Annotated in this window: 14 protein-coding genes; 11 read left to right on the plus strand and 3 right to left on the minus strand. The window is 70.0% G+C overall.

Annotated elements, in window-relative coordinates; genetic code table 11:
• Both AC2H6A_RS11460 and AC2H6A_RS11465 read left to right on the plus strand, forming a co-directional pair.
• Nucleotides 1–673: pirin family protein (locus tag AC2H6A_RS11460; protein WP_484273617.1), on the plus strand; the 673-nt coding region annotated here is incomplete at its 5' end.
• Between the two features lie 126 nt (nucleotides 674–799).
• On the plus strand, nucleotides 800–2,881 hold the full coding sequence (locus tag AC2H6A_RS11465; RefSeq protein ID WP_484273619.1) for a diguanylate cyclase domain-containing protein: 2,082 nt from the start codon (nucleotides 800–802) through the stop codon (nucleotides 2,879–2,881).
• Here the strand turns inward: AC2H6A_RS11465 and AC2H6A_RS11470 are convergent.
• On the minus strand, nucleotides 2,868–3,674 hold the full coding sequence (locus AC2H6A_RS11470; RefSeq protein ID WP_484273621.1) for an enoyl-CoA hydratase: 807 nt from the start codon (nucleotides 3,672–3,674) through the stop codon (nucleotides 2,868–2,870). The two genes, AC2H6A_RS11465 and AC2H6A_RS11470, sit on opposite strands and share 14 nt — an antisense overlap.
• Before the next feature lie 354 nt (nucleotides 3,675–4,028).
• Here AC2H6A_RS11470 and AC2H6A_RS11475 point away from each other — a divergent pair, with 354 nt between their 5' ends.
• The 5 genes from AC2H6A_RS11475 to AC2H6A_RS11495 all read left to right on the plus strand — a co-directional run bounded on the left by AC2H6A_RS11475 (nucleotide 4,029) and on the right by AC2H6A_RS11495 (nucleotide 9,329).
• The gene (locus AC2H6A_RS11475) at nucleotides 4,029–4,853 is read left to right on the plus strand and encodes a S1C family serine protease (RefSeq protein WP_484273623.1); all 825 of its coding nucleotides are present in this window, start codon (nucleotides 4,029–4,031) and stop codon (nucleotides 4,851–4,853) included.
• Nucleotides 4,854–4,898: 45 nt separating this feature from the next.
• Nucleotides 4,899–5,921 (plus strand): AAA family ATPase, encoded by a 1,023-nt coding sequence (locus AC2H6A_RS11480; RefSeq protein ID WP_484273625.1) that lies wholly within the window; start codon nucleotides 4,899–4,901, stop codon nucleotides 5,919–5,921.
• A complete protein-coding gene (locus AC2H6A_RS11485) occupies nucleotides 5,902–6,858 on the plus strand; it encodes a DUF58 domain-containing protein (protein ID WP_484273627.1) in 957 nt (318 codons plus the stop codon). The genes AC2H6A_RS11480 and AC2H6A_RS11485 overlap by 20 nt, the downstream gene beginning before the upstream one ends.
• An 8-nt stretch (nucleotides 6,859–6,866) precedes the next feature.
• A complete protein-coding gene (locus tag AC2H6A_RS11490; RefSeq protein ID WP_484273628.1) occupies nucleotides 6,867–7,910 on the plus strand; it encodes a VWA domain-containing protein in 1,044 nt (347 codons plus the stop codon).
• A gap of 153 nt (nucleotides 7,911–8,063) precedes the next feature.
• A complete protein-coding gene (locus tag AC2H6A_RS11495; RefSeq protein ID WP_484273630.1) occupies nucleotides 8,064–9,329 on the plus strand; it encodes an ABC transporter substrate-binding protein in 1,266 nt (421 codons plus the stop codon).
• 19 nt (nucleotides 9,330–9,348) lie between these two features.
• Here the strand turns inward: AC2H6A_RS11495 and AC2H6A_RS11500 are convergent, their stop codons facing one another.
• Nucleotides 9,349–10,500 carry an NADH:flavin oxidoreductase/NADH oxidase gene (locus AC2H6A_RS11500; protein WP_484273632.1) on the minus strand — a complete coding sequence of 384 codons (1,152 nt, stop codon included), beginning with the start codon at nucleotides 10,498–10,500 and terminating at the stop codon, nucleotides 9,349–9,351.
• A 293-nt stretch (nucleotides 10,501–10,793) separates the two neighbouring features.
• Here AC2H6A_RS11500 and AC2H6A_RS11505 point away from each other — a divergent pair, with 293 nt between their 5' ends.
• A complete protein-coding gene (locus AC2H6A_RS11505) occupies nucleotides 10,794–11,285 on the plus strand; it encodes a CinA family protein (RefSeq protein WP_484273634.1) in 492 nt (163 codons plus the stop codon).
• Between the two features lie 16 nt (nucleotides 11,286–11,301).
• Here the strand turns inward: AC2H6A_RS11505 and AC2H6A_RS11510 are convergent, their stop codons facing one another.
• Entirely contained in the window at nucleotides 11,302–12,177 is an 876-nt protein-coding gene (locus AC2H6A_RS11510) for an enoyl-CoA hydratase-related protein (RefSeq protein WP_484273636.1), read from the minus strand.
• 254 nt (nucleotides 12,178–12,431) lie between these two features.
• On the opposite strand from AC2H6A_RS11510, the gene AC2H6A_RS11515 reads away from it, so the two are divergent.
• From AC2H6A_RS11515 to AC2H6A_RS11525, 3 genes are all read left to right on the plus strand, one after another.
• Nucleotides 12,432–13,451, plus strand: a complete 1,020-nt coding sequence (locus AC2H6A_RS11515) for a TRAP transporter substrate-binding protein (RefSeq protein WP_484273638.1) — start codon at nucleotides 12,432–12,434, stop codon at nucleotides 13,449–13,451.
• A 76-nt stretch (nucleotides 13,452–13,527) separates the two neighbouring features.
• Nucleotides 13,528–14,028, plus strand: coding sequence for a TRAP transporter small permease (locus AC2H6A_RS11520; protein ID WP_484273640.1), 501 nt, complete (start codon nucleotides 13,528–13,530; stop codon nucleotides 14,026–14,028).
• A partial coding sequence (locus AC2H6A_RS11525; RefSeq protein WP_484273642.1) for a TRAP transporter large permease occupies nucleotides 14,028–15,351 on the plus strand: 1,324 nt, incomplete at its 3' end. The genes AC2H6A_RS11520 and AC2H6A_RS11525, both read left to right, overlap by 1 nt.

The following is a 15,351-nucleotide window of genomic DNA, read 5'->3' on the forward strand; positions in this document are numbered from 1 at the left end:
GCTCGACGGCCACATGCGCCATGAGGACCACCTCGGCAATCGCGGCCACCTCACCCCTGGATCGGTTCAGTGGAGGACCGCCGGCCGCGGCATCATCCACTCGGAGATGCCTGAGCAGGAAAGCGGCCGCATGCGCGGCTTCCAGCTCTGGGTGAATCTGCCGGCCCGGCTCAAGATGCAGCCGCCCTGGTATCGGGACATCGCGCCGGCCGAACTGCCGGTGGTGGCATTGCCGGCTGGCGGCAGCATCAGGGTCATCGCCGGGGAGATCGACATGGCCGGTGTGCGCCACACCGGCCCGATTGCCGGTCCGCGCTTCGCGGACAGCACCGATCCGCAGGTCTGGGATCTCATCCTGCCGGCAGGCGGCAGCTTCAGCCACGGGCTGCCGGCAAGGCATCAGGGATTCATCTACCTCTACGAGGGCGAAGCCCGCGTGGGCGAGGACCCCGGTTCGCGGGTGCTGCCGGCGCATGCGGCCGGTGTGCTCGGCGATGGCAATGCGGTGCGCATCACGGCCGGCCTCCAGGGGCTGCGTGCCCTGCTGATTGCCGGCCGCCCGTTGCGCGAACCGGTGGCGCAGTACGGGCCCTTCGTGATGAACACGCAGGACGAACTGCGCCAGGCGCTTGCCGATCTGCACGCCGGAAGGCTGGCATTGCCGGCGGATTGAGCCTGCTCAGCGCGGCCCGAATCGTTCGGACCGAGCATCCGCACAGGGCCCGATCCGGGCGCTACGGGGCCTTCCGTCCGCCACGCCGTGCCTGTCAGCCTGTCTGCCCGCGACCAGAGTCGCTCCTTGCCGCATCTGCGCGGGTCGGGGCTCCTGCATCCCGCTGCCGCCGATGGGCTCGCGGGCCTTGCCATGATGGTGATCATCCTGGCGCTCGCCCTGCTCGGTCAGTGGGGCGCGATGCGACATCCCCTGGTGCCCGGGGTGCCCCTGCTCGTCCTGAGCGCACCCTGCGCGATGGCGCTTGCGATGCGGCTGCCCTCGGGCAGGGCGGCGCTGGTCCTCGCGGCATCGGCGCTGGCGCTTGGCGTTGCGGCGCGGGTTGCCGGCGCCTCCGATGCCCAGTCGGCAGCGCTGGCCGCCGCCCTGGGTGCCGAGCAGGCGTTCGGCTGGCAACTGCTGCGCCGCGGGCGGGTTGCCCGTCGCCGCCTCGCCGGGCCGGTGGCCTTCGTGCGGTTCATGGCCGTGGCGGCCATGGTGCCGCCGCTGCTCGGCGCGAGCCTGCTCGCCTTCTGGCTGACGCCGTCGCCTGGCGGCGATGCCCGTCTGATCTGGCTGAGCTGGTATGCCGCCTCGGTGGTCGGCACGGTGACCGGCTTGCCGGGATGGCTGTCGGCGCTGGAGGGGGGCCTGCGCGAGCGCTGGCGGGTCTGGGCTGATCCGGCGATGCTTCTGCGCGCGGTGATGGTCGCCGGCGCGATCTGGCTGGCGCTGCTGCGCCTGCCGCAACCGCATGTCCATGTGGCCGGCGTGATGGCCTTCGTGGCGGTGCGCGCCGGGCTGGCTGCCGTGGCCGGGCTGGCCTGCGCCGTGGCCGTGCTGTCGGTGGCCCTCGACGCGATCGGCTGGCTGCCGCCGGCCGGTGCCGGATGGGCCCCGGGTACGGCCGGCGGCGAGCCGGCGCTCGCCGAACGGCTGGACAGCATTGTCGGCTTCCAACTGCCGCTCATGGTGGCGGTGGTGCCCCCCATGCTGCTGGCCGTGCTGATCGCCCGCGCCGGGCGGCGTTCGGCCCTGTCGCAGGCCCGCGATCGGGCGCGCTATCGCCGCCTGTGGCTGCGCGCGCCGGTGATGATGGTCTGGCTGGATCTGGCAGGGCGGGTGATGGCGGTCAGCGAACGCTGGTTGCTCGACACGGGCCGGCTGCGCAGCGACGTGCTTGGCAGGCCCTTCGGCGAGTTCCTTGCGCCGCCCGACGCGGCCCGCCTCGCGCAACGCTGGCGCGCACGCCAGGCAGGCAAACGCGTTCCGGCCGCCCCCGATCCGGCCTCAACCGGTCCCGCCGCAATCGATGCCGCCACAATCGATGCCGCCGCAACCGGTCCAGGGTCAACCGGCACCGCCGAGCCCGACGCTGACGAGGAGGAATTCGACCTGCGGCACGCGGACGGCCGGTTCCTGCGGGTGAGCGCCCGGGCGCGGGTCGAGCATGACGAGCTTGGTCGTGTGAGCGGCGTGCTGCTCGCGCTGACCGATGTCACCGAGCAGCGGCGCCTGGAGGCCTTGCTCAGTGCCCAGACCCGCGAGCGGATCGATGCCGCCGAGAAGGCTGCGGCGCGCATGGCGCACCTCGCCCAGCATGACCCGCTGACCGGTCTGCCCAACCGGCTGCTCTTCCTCGATCGCCTGCGTCAGGGCTTGCTCGGTGCGCGCGGGCAGCCCCGCGGTCTCGGTCTGATCTTCATCGACCTCGATCACTTCAAGCGGATCAACGACGAGCACGGACATGCCGTCGGCGATGCGCTGCTCTGCGCGGTGGCCGAGCGCCTGCGCGGCGAGCTTCGCGACAGCGATACCCTGTGCCGCCTCGGTGGTGACGAGTTCGTGGTCCTGCTGCCCGGCGTGACGCAGCGGGCGCGGGTGGCGGAGGTGGCCGACAAGCTGATGGCCGCCGCGGCGGAGCCCTACCGGCTGAGCGGATGTTCGCTCGCGGTCACCTTCAGCAGCGGCATCGCCCTGGCCCCTGAAGACGGCGATGATCCCCAGGCCCTGATGGACTGCGCGGATGCCGCGATGTACCGGGCCAAGCGGGCCGGTCGCAACCGCGTGGGCGGGCGCCACGCCCTCGGCGGGGCAGGGGAGATGGCTGCGTCGACACCGGCGCATCGCGATGCCGGCGAAGCGCTGCCTGTCCTCATCGGCCGGTGAACTGCGGCGGCCGCTTCTCCATGAAGGCCCGCGCGCCTTCGCGATAGTCCTCGCTGCGACCGCAGGCCTGCACGGCTTCGCGCGCGGCGGCGTACTTCTGCGCCACCGCCTCGGGGCTGGCCGGCGCGCCGCGCGCATAGAGCAGGGCGTCCATGGAGCGTTTGGCCGCGGTCTGCGTGAGCGGTGCATTGGCCGCGATGCTCTCGGCGAGTGCCGCGACGGTGGCGTCGAGCTCGGCGGCGGGAGTCACCTGGAGCACGAAGCCCATGGCGAGGGCATCGGCGGCGCCGAAGATGCGCGCGGTGTAGAAGAGTTCGAGGGTGCGCTGCGGGCCGACCAGGGCCAGGAAGCGCGCCGTGCCGGCCGTGCTGTAGCCCAGGCCCAGGCGGGCGGCGGGCATGCGAAAGCGGCTGTCATCGGCGCAGATGCGCAGGTCGCAGGAGGCCGCCAGGCCCAGGCCCCCTCCCATGCAGATGCCGCGGATCTTGGCGATGGTGGGTTTGCGGTTCTCGATGGGCGCGCGGTAGCCGGCGTCGACCGCGCTCTCGTAGAGGGCCCGCGCCGACTGCTCGGTGCGGTTGCTCTCGAACTGCGAGATGTCGGCACCCGAGACGAATGCCCGGTCGCCGTCACCCTCGAGCACGATCACGCGGATGGCAGGATCGTCGTCGAGTTCGGCAATCGCGGTCGGCAGGGCCTGCCACATCGACAGGCTCATGGCGTTGAACTTCGCCGGGTTGGACAGGACGACGGTGCCGACCGCACCCTGGCGGCGGACGATGACTTCGGGCATGGGCACTCCGGGATCGTAGGGGTCGGCTCATTCTGGCACGACGCCGGTGCATCGCCGTTCCAGCGCCGGGCGGGCGCCGCCCACGGGTGCATGCCCTGACGGGTGCTTGGCGAGCGCCGCGCGCTGGTCGACAATGACCGCATCATGAAACGCAGCACGCTCTACAGCGCGCGCGGTGGCCCGCGACGGCCATCGGCCGCGGGCCCATCGACCGCGAGTCCATCGGCCGCGAGTCCATCGGCCGCGGATCGCCCGCCTGCGAGCAAACCCGATGCGGCGGCACCCGGGACTGCCGGCACGCCCGCGCCGCTTTCGCGCATCCGCCGACTGTGGCTGCGACTGCGCACGCCCGGCATGGCGGCGGCCGTCGCGCTGATGATCGCGCTCGGAGCCCTCGGCCTTGCGATGCACACCCGGTTCGCGCCTGCGCCCGACCCGCTCGCCGGCGAGGCCTTCCAGGAGGCCATGGCCCGGGGCCTCGAAAAGCTGACCCTGCCATCGCAGGCGGCGCGCGCCCACGAGGTGATCCGGCCTTCGGTGGTGCTGGTCGAGGCCACCCGTGAGCCGCGTGCCGCAGGTCCGGCCACGCGCAAGCGCGGTGCGGCCGCGCCGGAGCCCAGAGGCGACGAAGGCCAGGGCCCGGGCACCCAGGTGGGCACCGGCGTGGTCATCGTCGACAAGGGCGTCATCCTCACCAACCTGCATGTGGTCGAGGGCGCCAGCGCCATCCGGGTCACCTTCTTCGACGGCACCCAGGGCGAGGCCCGGGTGATCGGCACCCAGCCCGAGAACGACCTCGCGGTGCTGCAGGCGCTCACCATTCCCGATGACCTGGTTGCCGCCTCGCTGCGCTCCAGCGCCGACCTCGCGGTGGGCGACCTGGTGGTCGCCGTGGGTTTCCCCTTCGGGATCGGGCCATCCACGTCGGCGGGCGTGGTCTCGGGCCTGAAGCGCGAGCATGCCGGCAACGAAGGCGGCCAGCCGATCCGCAACCTGATCCAGTTCGACGCCGCGGCCAACCCCGGCAATTCCGGCGGTCCGCTGGTCAATGCCGAAGGTGAGGTGGTGGGCGTGGTCACCGGCATCCTCAGCCCCGGGCGCCAGCGCAGCTTCATCGGCATCGCCTTCGCGGTGCCGATCGAGACCGCGGCCAGCGCGGCAGGCGTGCCTCCCTTCTGATCCCCAACCCCGCGCGCCCGCGCGCGACTCCTGCGAAGGCATGGCATGGACGATCGATCCGGTTCGGCGGCAGACAGTGCGGCGCTGCTCGAGCGCATCCTCTACGAGGTGAAGAAGGTGGTGGTCGGCCAGGACCACTTCCTCGAACGCATGATGGTGGCGCTGCTCGCCCAGGGGCATCTGCTGGTCGAGGGCGTGCCGGGCCTGGCCAAGACCCTCACCGTGCGCACGCTGGCCAGCGCCATCCAGGGCGGCTTCGGGCGCATCCAGTTCACGCCTGATCTCGTGCCCGCCGATCTGGTCGGCACCCGCATCTACAACCAGCGCACCGGCGAGTTCAGCACGGCGCTGGGCCCGGTGTTCACCAATCTCCTGCTTGCCGACGAGATCAACCGTGCGCCGGCCAAGGTGCAGAGCGCGCTGCTCGAGGTGATGCAGGAGCGGCAGGTGACCATTGCCGGTCAGACGCATCGCGTCGGCGAGCCCTTCCTGGTGATGGCCACCCAGAACCCGATCGAGACCGAAGGCACCTACCCGCTGCCCGAGGCGCAGGTCGACCGGTTCATGATGAAGGTGCTGGTTGGTTACCCCCGCGAGGAGGAGGAGTTCGTCATCGTCGAACGGGTCACCAGCGCGCCGGTGGCCATCCAGCCGGTGGCCACCACCGCCCAGCTCGCAGCCCTGCAGGCGCGCTGCCGGCGCGGCTTCGTCGACCCGGTGATCATGCAGTACGCGGTGCGGCTGGTCGGAGCCACCCGCGATCCCGCGCGCTGCGGGCTCGCGGAACTGTCGCGCTTCATCACCTTCGGGGCCAGCCCGCGCGCCTCGATCGGCCTGATCGAGGCCGCCCGCGCACTCGCCTTCCTGCGCGGCCGAGACTATGTGTTCCCGCAGGATGTCGTCGATGTCGCGCCCGATGTGCTGCGCCATCGCCTCGCGCTGTCCTACGAGGCACTCGCCGAGGGCGTGAGCGCCGACCATCTCGTCGCGAGGCTGCTCGAGCAGTTGCCGCCGCCGCCGCGCCCGCTCCAGCCCCAGCCCGCCCCCCATGCCGCACCTGCCGGCTGACCGCCTGCTGCGCCGCCTCGAGTGGACCTCGCTGCGGCGGCTCGACGGCCTGCTGCAGGGGGACTACCGCACGCTCATGCGCGGCAGCGGGCTCGATCTTGCCGACCTGCGCGAGTACCAGTACCGCGACGATGTCCGGCGGATCGACTGGAACGCCACGGCGCGCCTCGACCTCCCCCATGTGCGCGATGACCTCGAGGACCGCGAGCTCGGCGCCTGGTTCGTGCTCGACCTGAGCCCGTCGGTGGACTTCGGATCGGGTCGCGTCACCAAGCGACAGGCCGCCGCGGCACTGTGCGGCCTGTTCGGCCTGCTGCTGCTGCGGCACGGCAACCGATTCGGCGCGATCCGCGCCGACGGCCTGCGCCGCGCCGTGCTGCCGGCCCGAAGCGGCCGGGCCCACCTCATGCGGCTGATCGACTGGATCGAGCAGCGTCCCGAGGTCAGCGACCCGGCGCAGTCCGGCGCCGGATCAAGCGGCCTCACCAGGCTCGGCGACCTGCTCGGGGCGGCGGGTGGGGTGGCGCGCCGGCGCTCGCTGGTGGTCGTGCTCTCCGACTTCATCAGCACGCCGGGCTGGCAGCCGGCACTGGCCCGGCTGGCCCTGCGGCACGACGTGCTGGCGGTCCGGCTGGTCGACCCGGTGGAGCGCGCCCTGCCCGATCTCGGCCTGGTGCCCATGCGCGATGCCGAGACCGGCGACTGGATGATGGTCGACACGCATGATCCCGACTGGCGAGCCCGCCATGACGAACTCGCCCGGGAGCGCGAAGAGGCGCTGCTGGGTGATCTTGCCGCGGCCGGGGTCGACGCCATGGAGCTCGGCACCGACGAGGATCCCGGCGAGTCGCTCGCCGCGCTGCTGCGCCTGCGCCGGCTGCAGGCCCGTCTGCGAGCCGGTGCCGCCTCGGCGGTGGCCGCGGCCGCGAGAGCCTGAGAACCGGCATGCGCTTTCTCTGGCCGCAACTGCTGCCGCTGCTGGTGCTGGTGCCGCTGGCCCTGCTGGCCTACCGGTGGCTGCTGCGGCGGCGGGCGCGCGAGGCCATCCGCGTGGCCAGCCTGAGCCTGATTCGCGAGGCCGGCCGGCACCGGCCGCGCTGGCGTCGCCATCTGCCTTTCGCGCTGTGGCTGATCGGGCTCACGGCGGCCCTGCTCGCCTGCGCCCGGCCGCAGGCCGTGATCTCGGTGCCGGCGCTCGATCGCACGGTGATCCTGGCCTTCGATGTCTCGGGCAGCATGCGGGCGAAAGACATACCTCCTTCACGCATGGCCGCGGCTCAGGCTGCAGCCCGCGACTTCATCGGCGGGCTGCCCGGCACCACCCGGGTGGGCATCGTGAGCTTCGCCGCCTCGGCCTCGGTGGCGCAGGCGCCCACCACCGACCGCGACGACCTGCTCGCGGCGATCGACCGCTTCCAGCTGCAGAAGGGAACGGCCGCCGGCACGGCCATCCTCGTGTCGCTTCAACTCGTCCTGCCGGATTTCGAGTACGACCTGCAGAGCGCCGACCTGCGCAAGCGGCCGCGGCCCGGGGGGCAGGAGCCGGCCTTGGGCACCGCTGCCAGGCCGCCAGTCGAGCCCGTGGAGCCGGGATCGCACAAGGGCGCGGCGATCATCCTGCTCACCGACGGCCAGTCGAACATCGGCGCCGATCCGGTCGCCGCGGCGCGCCTGGCCGCCGAGCGCGGCGTGCGGGTGCACACCGTCGGCGTGGGCACCGCAGCCGGGGAACTGCTGAGCACCGAGGGCTGGTCGATGCGGGTGCGGCTCGACGAGGCGCCGCTGCGTCAGCTGGCCGATCTCACCCGCGGCACCTACTTTCCGGCGGCGGGCGCAGCCGAACTGCGCGAGGCCTACCGCGGGCTGGCCTCGCGACTGGCCTTCGAGCGCCGCGAGACCGAGGTCTCGGCGATCTTCGCGGGCGTGGCCGCGCTGTGTTTTCTGCTCGGCGCGGGGCTGTCGGCCTGGTGGCTGGGGCGCTGGCGCTGAGGGCAGGGCACCGGATTCGTTCGAAGCGTTCCGGCTTTGACCCGCTGCGGGAATTTTGGGAGGATGCCCGCGCCGCATCCCTGTGGCCCGCGAGGGTGTCGAATGCCGCGGCCTGCCCGTTCTCGCCTGCCCTGTCTTTCCAGGAGTCTTCGCATGAAAACCCCTTTGCTGCGCCCCTCGCTCAAGGCTCTCGCCCTGGCCCTGGGTCTCGTCGGCGCGATCGCACCGCTTCCCACCGCCACCGCGCAGAGTGCCGCCAAGGGCGCCGCGCCCCAGGTGAGAATCTCTGATGGCGTGATCAAGATCGGCCTGCTCCACGACATGAACAGCCTCTACGCCGATGTGGCCGGACCCGGTTCGGTCGAGGCGGTCAAGATGGCTGTCGAGGAGTTCGGCGGCAAGGTCCATGGCATGCCGATCGAGATCCTGGTGGCCGACCACCAGAACAAGGCCGACCTCGCCGCTGCCAAGGCGCGGGAGTGGTTCGACTCCCAGAAGCTCGACATCCTGGGCGACGTCGGCGCGTCGGCCACCGCCCTGGCCGCATCGGAGGTGGGTCGCCAGCGCCACAAGCTGGTGCTGTTGTCGGGGCCGGGCGCAAGCCGCATCACCAATGAGGCCTGCAACGCGGTGACCATCCACTATGCCTGGGACACCTATGCCCTGGCCCAGGTGGTTGGCCGCGGCGTGGTCAAAAATGGCGGCGACACTTGGTTCTTTCTCACCGCCGACTATGCCTTCGGCCATGCGCTCGAGAAGGATACCGGCGAGGTCGTGAAGTCCGAGGGCGGAAAGATCCTCGGCAATGTCCGTCACCCTCTGAACACCAACGACTTCTCGTCGTTCATGCTGCAGGCCCAGTCCTCGAAGGCCAAGATCATCGGCCTGGCCAACGCCGGTGGCGATACGATCAACGCCATCAAGGCGGCCAACGAGTTCGGTCTGACCAAGAACCAGAAGCTGGCCGGCCTGCTGATGTTCGACAACGACATCCACTCGCTCGGCCTGCAGGTCACCCAGGGCATGCTGATGGCCTCGGCGTTCTACTGGGACATGAACGACGAGACCCGCAAGTGGTCGCGCCGTTTCTTCGAGCGCATGAAGAAGATGCCCAACATGCTGCAGGCGGGCGTCTACTCGTCGACCATGCACTACCTCAATGCGGTCAAGGCCACCGGCACCGACGACACCGACACCGTCAACAAGTGGATGCGGGCCAACCCGATCAACGACATGTTCGTGAAGAACGGCCGCATCCGCGAGGATGGCCGCATGATGCGCGAGATGTACCTCTTCGAGGTCAAGGCGCCCTCCGAGTCAAAGTACCCCTGGGACTACTTCAAGCTCCGGGCCACCCTGCCTGCCGACAAGTCGTTCCGGCCGGCGAGCGAGAGCGTCTGCCCGCTGCTCAAGAAGTAAGCGCGGGTCCGGCCCCGACTCAGGTCTGGGCCGGCACCTGGGTGGACGGGCGCAGCGTCGGCATCGACTGCGCCCGCTTGCCCAGCCACCAGCCGTAGGGGTCGGGCACCATCGAAAAGCCCGGATCCACCCCCATCTTCTGCGCGGCGTCCATCGCCCAGTTCGGGTTGTAGAGCATCTCGCGGGCGAGCGCGACCAGGTCGGCGTCGCCGGACTGCAGAATGGCCTCCGCCTGGTCATGGTGCACGATCAGGCCCACCGCCATGCTGCTCATGCCGGCCTCGCGCCGGATCGCCCGGGCAAAGGGCACCTGATAGCCGTAGCCGATCGGCGCGCTGCTCACCGGCCGGGCCAGGATGCCGCCGGCGCTGCAGTCCACCATGTCGACACCGCAACCCTTGAGCTCTCGGGCCAGCGCCACGCTCTCGGCCGGCCCCCAGCCGGCGTCGTCGTCGACCGACAGCCGCATGAAGAGCGGCTTGCCCTCGGGCCAGGCGGCCCGCACCCGTCGGGCCACCGCCAGCGCGAAGCGCATGCGGTTGGTCAGGCTGCCGCCGTAGTCATCGGTGCGCTGGTTGGCCACCGGCGAGAGAAACTGGTGAATGAGGAAGCCGTGCGCGCCGTGGATCTCGACCATGTCGAAGCCGGCCTTGTCTGCGCGCTCCGCGGCCTTCCCGAAAGCCTCGACCACCTCGACGATGTCGTCACGGCTGAGCGCACGCGGCACCGGGCTGCGATCGTCGGCGGGCAGGGCGCTGGGTGCGACCAGTTCCCAGGCGTCCCAGTCGTCGATGCCGGGATTGGCGATGAGGGCCTTGCCGCCCTCCCAGGGGCGACCCACCCGGGACTTGCGGCCTGAATGCCCGATCTGGATGCCGCAGGCCGAGCCGCACTGGTGCACGAGATCGACGACCCGGGCCAGGGGCGCGATGAAGGCGTCGTCCCACAGTCCGAGATCGCCGACCGTGCCGCAGCCGCGGCGCTCGACCTTGGTCGATTCGATGATCACCAGGCCGGCACCGCCGGCAGCGTAGCGACCGGCGTTCATGAGATGCCAGTCGGTGGGGAAGCCCTTGACCGCGGAATACTGGTGCATGGGCGCCACCACCACCCGGTTCTTCAGGGTGAGCTGTCGCAGGGTGATCGGGGTGAAGAGCAGAGGCTGGCTCATCGGGGAGCTCCTGTGGGTCGTTCGGATCGGGGGCGGACCGGGCCCGATGAGGGAGGGTGCCCGGGGCCGGCGCGAGGGCGGCTTCGCCGGCAGCGCGAAGCCCGCCGATCGATTGTAGGCGGCCTCGCCTGCCCGGGCTCGGAGCCCTCCGGCGGGGCAGGCGGGTCATGCCGTCGAACGGAATCAGGCCGCCCATGGCACGACATTCCGGACCGGCTCGCCCGATGCCGCCGCGGCGCAACGAGGACACTGAGGCCTTCCCGGGGCCGAGCCCCTGCATGCGGAGATCGCTCGTGAACGACCTCATCGACCAGGCCGCCGCCATCGCGGCCATCCTGAAAACCCGCGGCCACACGCTGTCGGTGTCCGAATCATCGACGGGTGGGCTGATCTCGGCCAGCCTGCTCGCCGTGCCGGGCGCGTCTGCCTACTATCTGGGCGGCGCGGTGGTCTACACCCGACGCGCCCGCGCGCTGCTCAGCGGCATTCCCGCCGAGGCGATGACCGGCATCCGCTCGGCGAGCGAGCCCTATGCGGCGCTGCTTGCCCGTACCTCCCGGGAGCGCTTCCAGGGCACCTGGGCCCTGGCCGAGACCGGCGCCACCGGGCCGAGCGGCAATGCCTACGGCGATGCGCCAGGCCACAGCTGCATCGCCATCAGCGGTCCGATCGAACGGGTGATCACGCTGGAGACCGGCAGCGCCGACCGGGTGGGCAACATGCGGGCCTTCGCAGCCGCGGCTCTCGGCCTGCTGGCCGAGGCCCTGGCCCACAGCGCGCCCTGACGCGCGCAGGCTCGGCTCAGCGCGACGGGTCGGAGTCGCTCCACCAGGGATAGTTGGAGGGCATGCCGGTGGAGACCTTGCCCGGGAAATTCGGCTTGCGCTTCTCCAGGAAGGCCTTCACCCCTTCGGTGACATCGGCGCTGCGGCCGAGTTCGCGCGACATGGGCACATCCACCTCGCGCACCCGCAAGGGATCGGGCTCCGAGCTGAAACGCCAGAGCAGCTGACGGGTGAGGGCGATCGACACCGGCGCGGTCTCCTCGACGATCTCGCGGGCGATCTCGCGGGCACGCGGCAGGAGTTCTTCCGGTGGCACCACCTCGCTCACCAGTCCGCCGCGCAACACCTCGTCGGCACCGAGCAGCCGCCCCGAATAGCACCAGCGCAGCGCCTGCTGCAAGCCGACCAGGCGCGGCAGGAACCAGGCGCTGCCGGCCTCGGGCACCAGACCGCGTCTTGCGAAGACGAAGCCCACCCGGGCATGGCTCGCGGCGATCCGGATGTCCATGGGCAGCGTGACGGTGATGCCCACGCCCACCGCCGCACCGTTCAGCGCGGCGATCGAGGGCTTGCGGCAGCGGTAGATGCTGTCGATGAAGCTGGGCTCGGGCGCCTTGCGGGTTTCAGGCTGCGTCTGCGCGCCCTGGCCGAACATCACCGAGGCGCCTTCCCCGAAGCTGGTGGCGCCGCCCGAGATGTCGGCGCCGGCGCAGAAGGCCTTGCCCGCACCGGTGACGATCACCACCCGCACCGCATCGTCGCGATCGGCGCGGTCGAAGGCCTCGGCAATCTCCCGACCCATCTGCGCGGTGTACGCGTTGAGCTTGTCCGGGCGATTCAGGGTGATGGTGAGGATGGCGTCAGCGAGGTCGCAGCGGATGTGTTCTTCCATGTCAGCTCCAGGGTGGGCGCGCCAGCTGAAATCCGCGTCAGCGAACGACGATGCCCCACGATGCGCCCACATGCTGCGGCTGTCGACCATCACGGTTCCGCAAGGCGATGTGCGAGCGCCGCCGGAATTCCAATCATTGAAACAGGGGATCCTGTCGCGCCTGTGGGCGACCGCATAGACTGCGGGCGAACGCTGACATGGGCGACAGACCCTCGGCCGTAGGCCGGAACCGGCGTTCATCACAGGAGACAGACATGCGTGGTCGCAGACGGATTCTCGCGGCGTGGGCCGCTGTGTGCGTATCGGGGGCCCTGGCCGGCACCGCACAGGGCCAGCAGGCCCCGCAGAGCTGGAAAGTGGCCTCGGCCGCGCAGCCGGGCTCGGTGCTGGTCGGCTATGTCGACGAGACCGCGGCCCGCATCACCTCGGGCTCCAGCGGAGCCATCAAGGCCGAACGACTGTTCGTCGGCAGCGAGCAGGAGATCATCCAGCAGCTCGTGCGCGGCCGCCTCGAGATGGGCAGCGTCTCGTACACCGGCGCCTCGGTGCTGATCCCCGAGGCGGCCCTGCTCAACATGCCCTATCTCTGGCGCAGCAATGCCGAGCGGGATTTCGTCACCGACCAGCACGCCCTGCCGGTGCTCAAGAAGATCTACGAAGCCAAGGGGCTGGTGATCGTCGGCCTGGGGGAGGTCGGCTGGAATGATGTGGTCTGCAAGAAGGCCTGTCTTGCCCCCGCCGATGTCCGCAACATGAAGGTGCGCATCTCGCCCGCGCCGGCCTCGAAGCTGTTCTGGACCTCCCTGGGCAGCAATGGCGTGCAGATGCCGCTGTCTGAGCTCTTCCCGGCCCTCCAGAGCGGCCTGGTGGAGGCAGCCGACCTGCCGTTCCTCTACTACATCACCACGCCGGCCGCGCAGAGCGCGCCGCACTATGTGATGACCCGCCATCTGCACCACGGCTCCACCATGATGGTGAACAAGCGGCTGTGGGATTCCCTCACCCCGGAGCAGAAGAAGCTGATCGAGTCGTCCCGGCCGGATGTCGCCCGGCAGCGCAAGGAGGTCGAGGCCGACGAGCGTCCGAAGATGGAAGACTTCAAGAAGAAGGGCGGCTTCGTGCATGAGCTCGCGCCCGCCCAGCGGGCGGAGTGGGCGAAGCTGGTGGAACCCAATCAGGAAAAGATGGTCAAGGAGATCGGCGGCGCCGCCCCCGAGCTCTGGGAAGCCATCCAGAAGGGCAAGAAGGAGTTCGCCGCCAAGGGCGGCAAGTGAGGCTGGGCGTGTGTTGCCGCCTCGCCGGTGACGCGCGCACAGCAGGTCCGGGTTGATGTCTTCCAGAGAGGTCCCGATGCAGGCCGCCAGACAGTTCCTCAAGTGGTTGTGGCGCATAGAAGCCACGGTATGTGTTCTTACCTTCTCCCTCACGGCGCTTGCCCTGATGGCCGATGTGCTCGCGCGCGAGTTTTTCGGCAACGGCATCTTCGGGGCGCAGCGCTTCGCGGTCTGGACCACGGCCATCGCCGGCCTGCTGGGCTTCGCGCTGGTCACCGCCGAGAACGGCCACCTCCGGCCGCAGTTCGCCGACAAATGGCTGCCGCGGGCCCTCGACCCGCACATGGATCGCATCGGAGACACCCTCTCCATGCTGATCTGCGTGGCGCTCGGCTGGTACGCCGTGGGCTTCGTGCAGAGCTCGGCTGCGCTCGGTGAGCGCGGCATGGCCATCCCGATCAAGGTCTGGCCGATCCAGCTGGTGCTGCCCTGGATGTTCTTCTCGTCGGCGCTGCGCCATGCGGCCTTCGCCATCTGGCCCGAACTGCGGCCTGCACCCAAAGGGGAGTCGCACTGATGGCCTGGATCATCCTTCTGCTGCTCGTCATGGCGCTGCTGCTGCTGCGCCAGAGCCTGGTGCTGGTGCTGGCCGTGACCACCGCCTATGTGCACCTGTTCATCGCCAAGAGCCAGGTGGAGTTCCTGATCCAGGACTTCTGGTTCACGGTCGATCGCGAGGTGCTGCTGTCGATCCCGCTGTTCATGCTGGCGGGCAACATCATGTCGCGAGGTTCGATCGCGCGGCGCCTGATCGACTTCATGCAGGTGTTCACCTCGCCGCTGCCTGGCGGCATGGGCATTGCCTGCGTGCTGTCATGTGCGGCCTTCGCGGCGATCAACGGCTCGTCGATCGTGACGATGCTGGCGATCGGCTCGATCATGTACCCGGCGCTGCTCGCCCGCGGCTACGACAAGAACTACGCCCTGGGCTCGGTGGCCTCGGCGGGTACCCTGGGCATCATCATCCCGCCCTCGATCCCGCTGATCCTGTACGGCATCATGACCGAGCGCAACATCGCCGAGCTCTTCGTGGCCGGCGTGGGGCCCGGGCTGCTGCTCACCCTGATGTTCATCACCTATGCGGTGATCATCAACTTCAACAAGGAGCGAGCCCGGTTCAGCCTGCAGGAGGCGATCAAGTCGTTCTTCGGTGGGGCCTTCGCGCTGCTGCTGCCGCTGATCATGATCGGCGGCATCTACATCGGCTGGTTCAGCCCCACCGAGTCGGCGGCGGTGGCACTGGTGTACGCGCTCTTCATCGAGTTCTTCGTGCACCGCGAAGAGAACGCGAAGGATGCCCCGGCCGGCGCGGGCTTCGGCGGCAAGATGCTGCACTACTTTGGCACCCGGCAGATGAAGCCGAAGCACCTGATCGAGGTCATCCTCGAAACCACCAAGCTGCTGGCCACGCTGCTGCCGCTGCTGTGCGTGGCCGGAAGCCTGAACACCATCCTGGACCACTCCGGTGCGCCCAAGCAGATGGTCGAGGCGCTGACCGGTCAGATCCAGGACCGCTGGGTGCTGATGTTCCTGATCAACGTGCTGCTGCTGATCGTGGGCTGCCTGATGGATGTCGGATCGGCCATCCTGATCCTGGCGCCGCTGCTCGAGCCGCTCGCGGTGGCCAAGGGCTTCGACCCCATCCACTTCGGCATCATCATGATCGCCAACCTGGAGATCGGCTACCTCACCCCGCCGGTGGGCCTGAACCTGATCGTGGCCATGGCCGCCTTCAAGGAACCCTTCGGGCGCATCTGCCGGGCGTGCATCCCGTTCGTGATCATCATGCTGGTCTGGCTGCTGATCGTGTGCGTGTACCCGCCGCTGTCGCTGTACCTGG

Source organism: Quisquiliibacterium sp., assembly GCF_982640115.1.

What these genes read in the sequence shown, in the direction of transcription:
- AC2H6A_RS11470 (WP_484273621.1), bottom strand. Translation starts at nt 3,674, where the DNA reads ATGCCCGAAGTCATCGTCCGCCGCCAGGGTGCGGTCGGCACCGTCGTC.
- AC2H6A_RS11475 (WP_484273623.1), top strand. Translation starts at nt 4,029, where the DNA reads ATGGCGGCGGCCGTCGCGCTGATGATCGCGCTCGGAGCCCTCGGCCTT.
- AC2H6A_RS11480 (WP_484273625.1), top strand. Translation starts at nt 4,899, where the DNA reads ATGGACGATCGATCCGGTTCGGCGGCAGACAGTGCGGCGCTGCTCGAG.
- AC2H6A_RS11485 (WP_484273627.1), top strand. Translation starts at nt 5,902, where the DNA reads ATGCCGCACCTGCCGGCTGACCGCCTGCTGCGCCGCCTCGAGTGGACC.
- AC2H6A_RS11490 (WP_484273628.1), top strand. Translation starts at nt 6,867, where the DNA reads ATGCGCTTTCTCTGGCCGCAACTGCTGCCGCTGCTGGTGCTGGTGCCG.
- AC2H6A_RS11495 (WP_484273630.1), top strand. Translation starts at nt 8,064, where the DNA reads ATGAAAACCCCTTTGCTGCGCCCCTCGCTCAAGGCTCTCGCCCTGGCC.
- AC2H6A_RS11500 (WP_484273632.1), bottom strand. Translation starts at nt 10,500, where the DNA reads ATGAGCCAGCCTCTGCTCTTCACCCCGATCACCCTGCGACAGCTCACC.
- AC2H6A_RS11510 (WP_484273636.1), bottom strand. Translation starts at nt 12,177, where the DNA reads ATGGAAGAACACATCCGCTGCGACCTCGCTGACGCCATCCTCACCATC.
- AC2H6A_RS11515 (WP_484273638.1), top strand. Translation starts at nt 12,432, where the DNA reads ATGCGTGGTCGCAGACGGATTCTCGCGGCGTGGGCCGCTGTGTGCGTA.
- AC2H6A_RS11520 (WP_484273640.1), top strand. Translation starts at nt 13,528, where the DNA reads ATGCAGGCCGCCAGACAGTTCCTCAAGTGGTTGTGGCGCATAGAAGCC.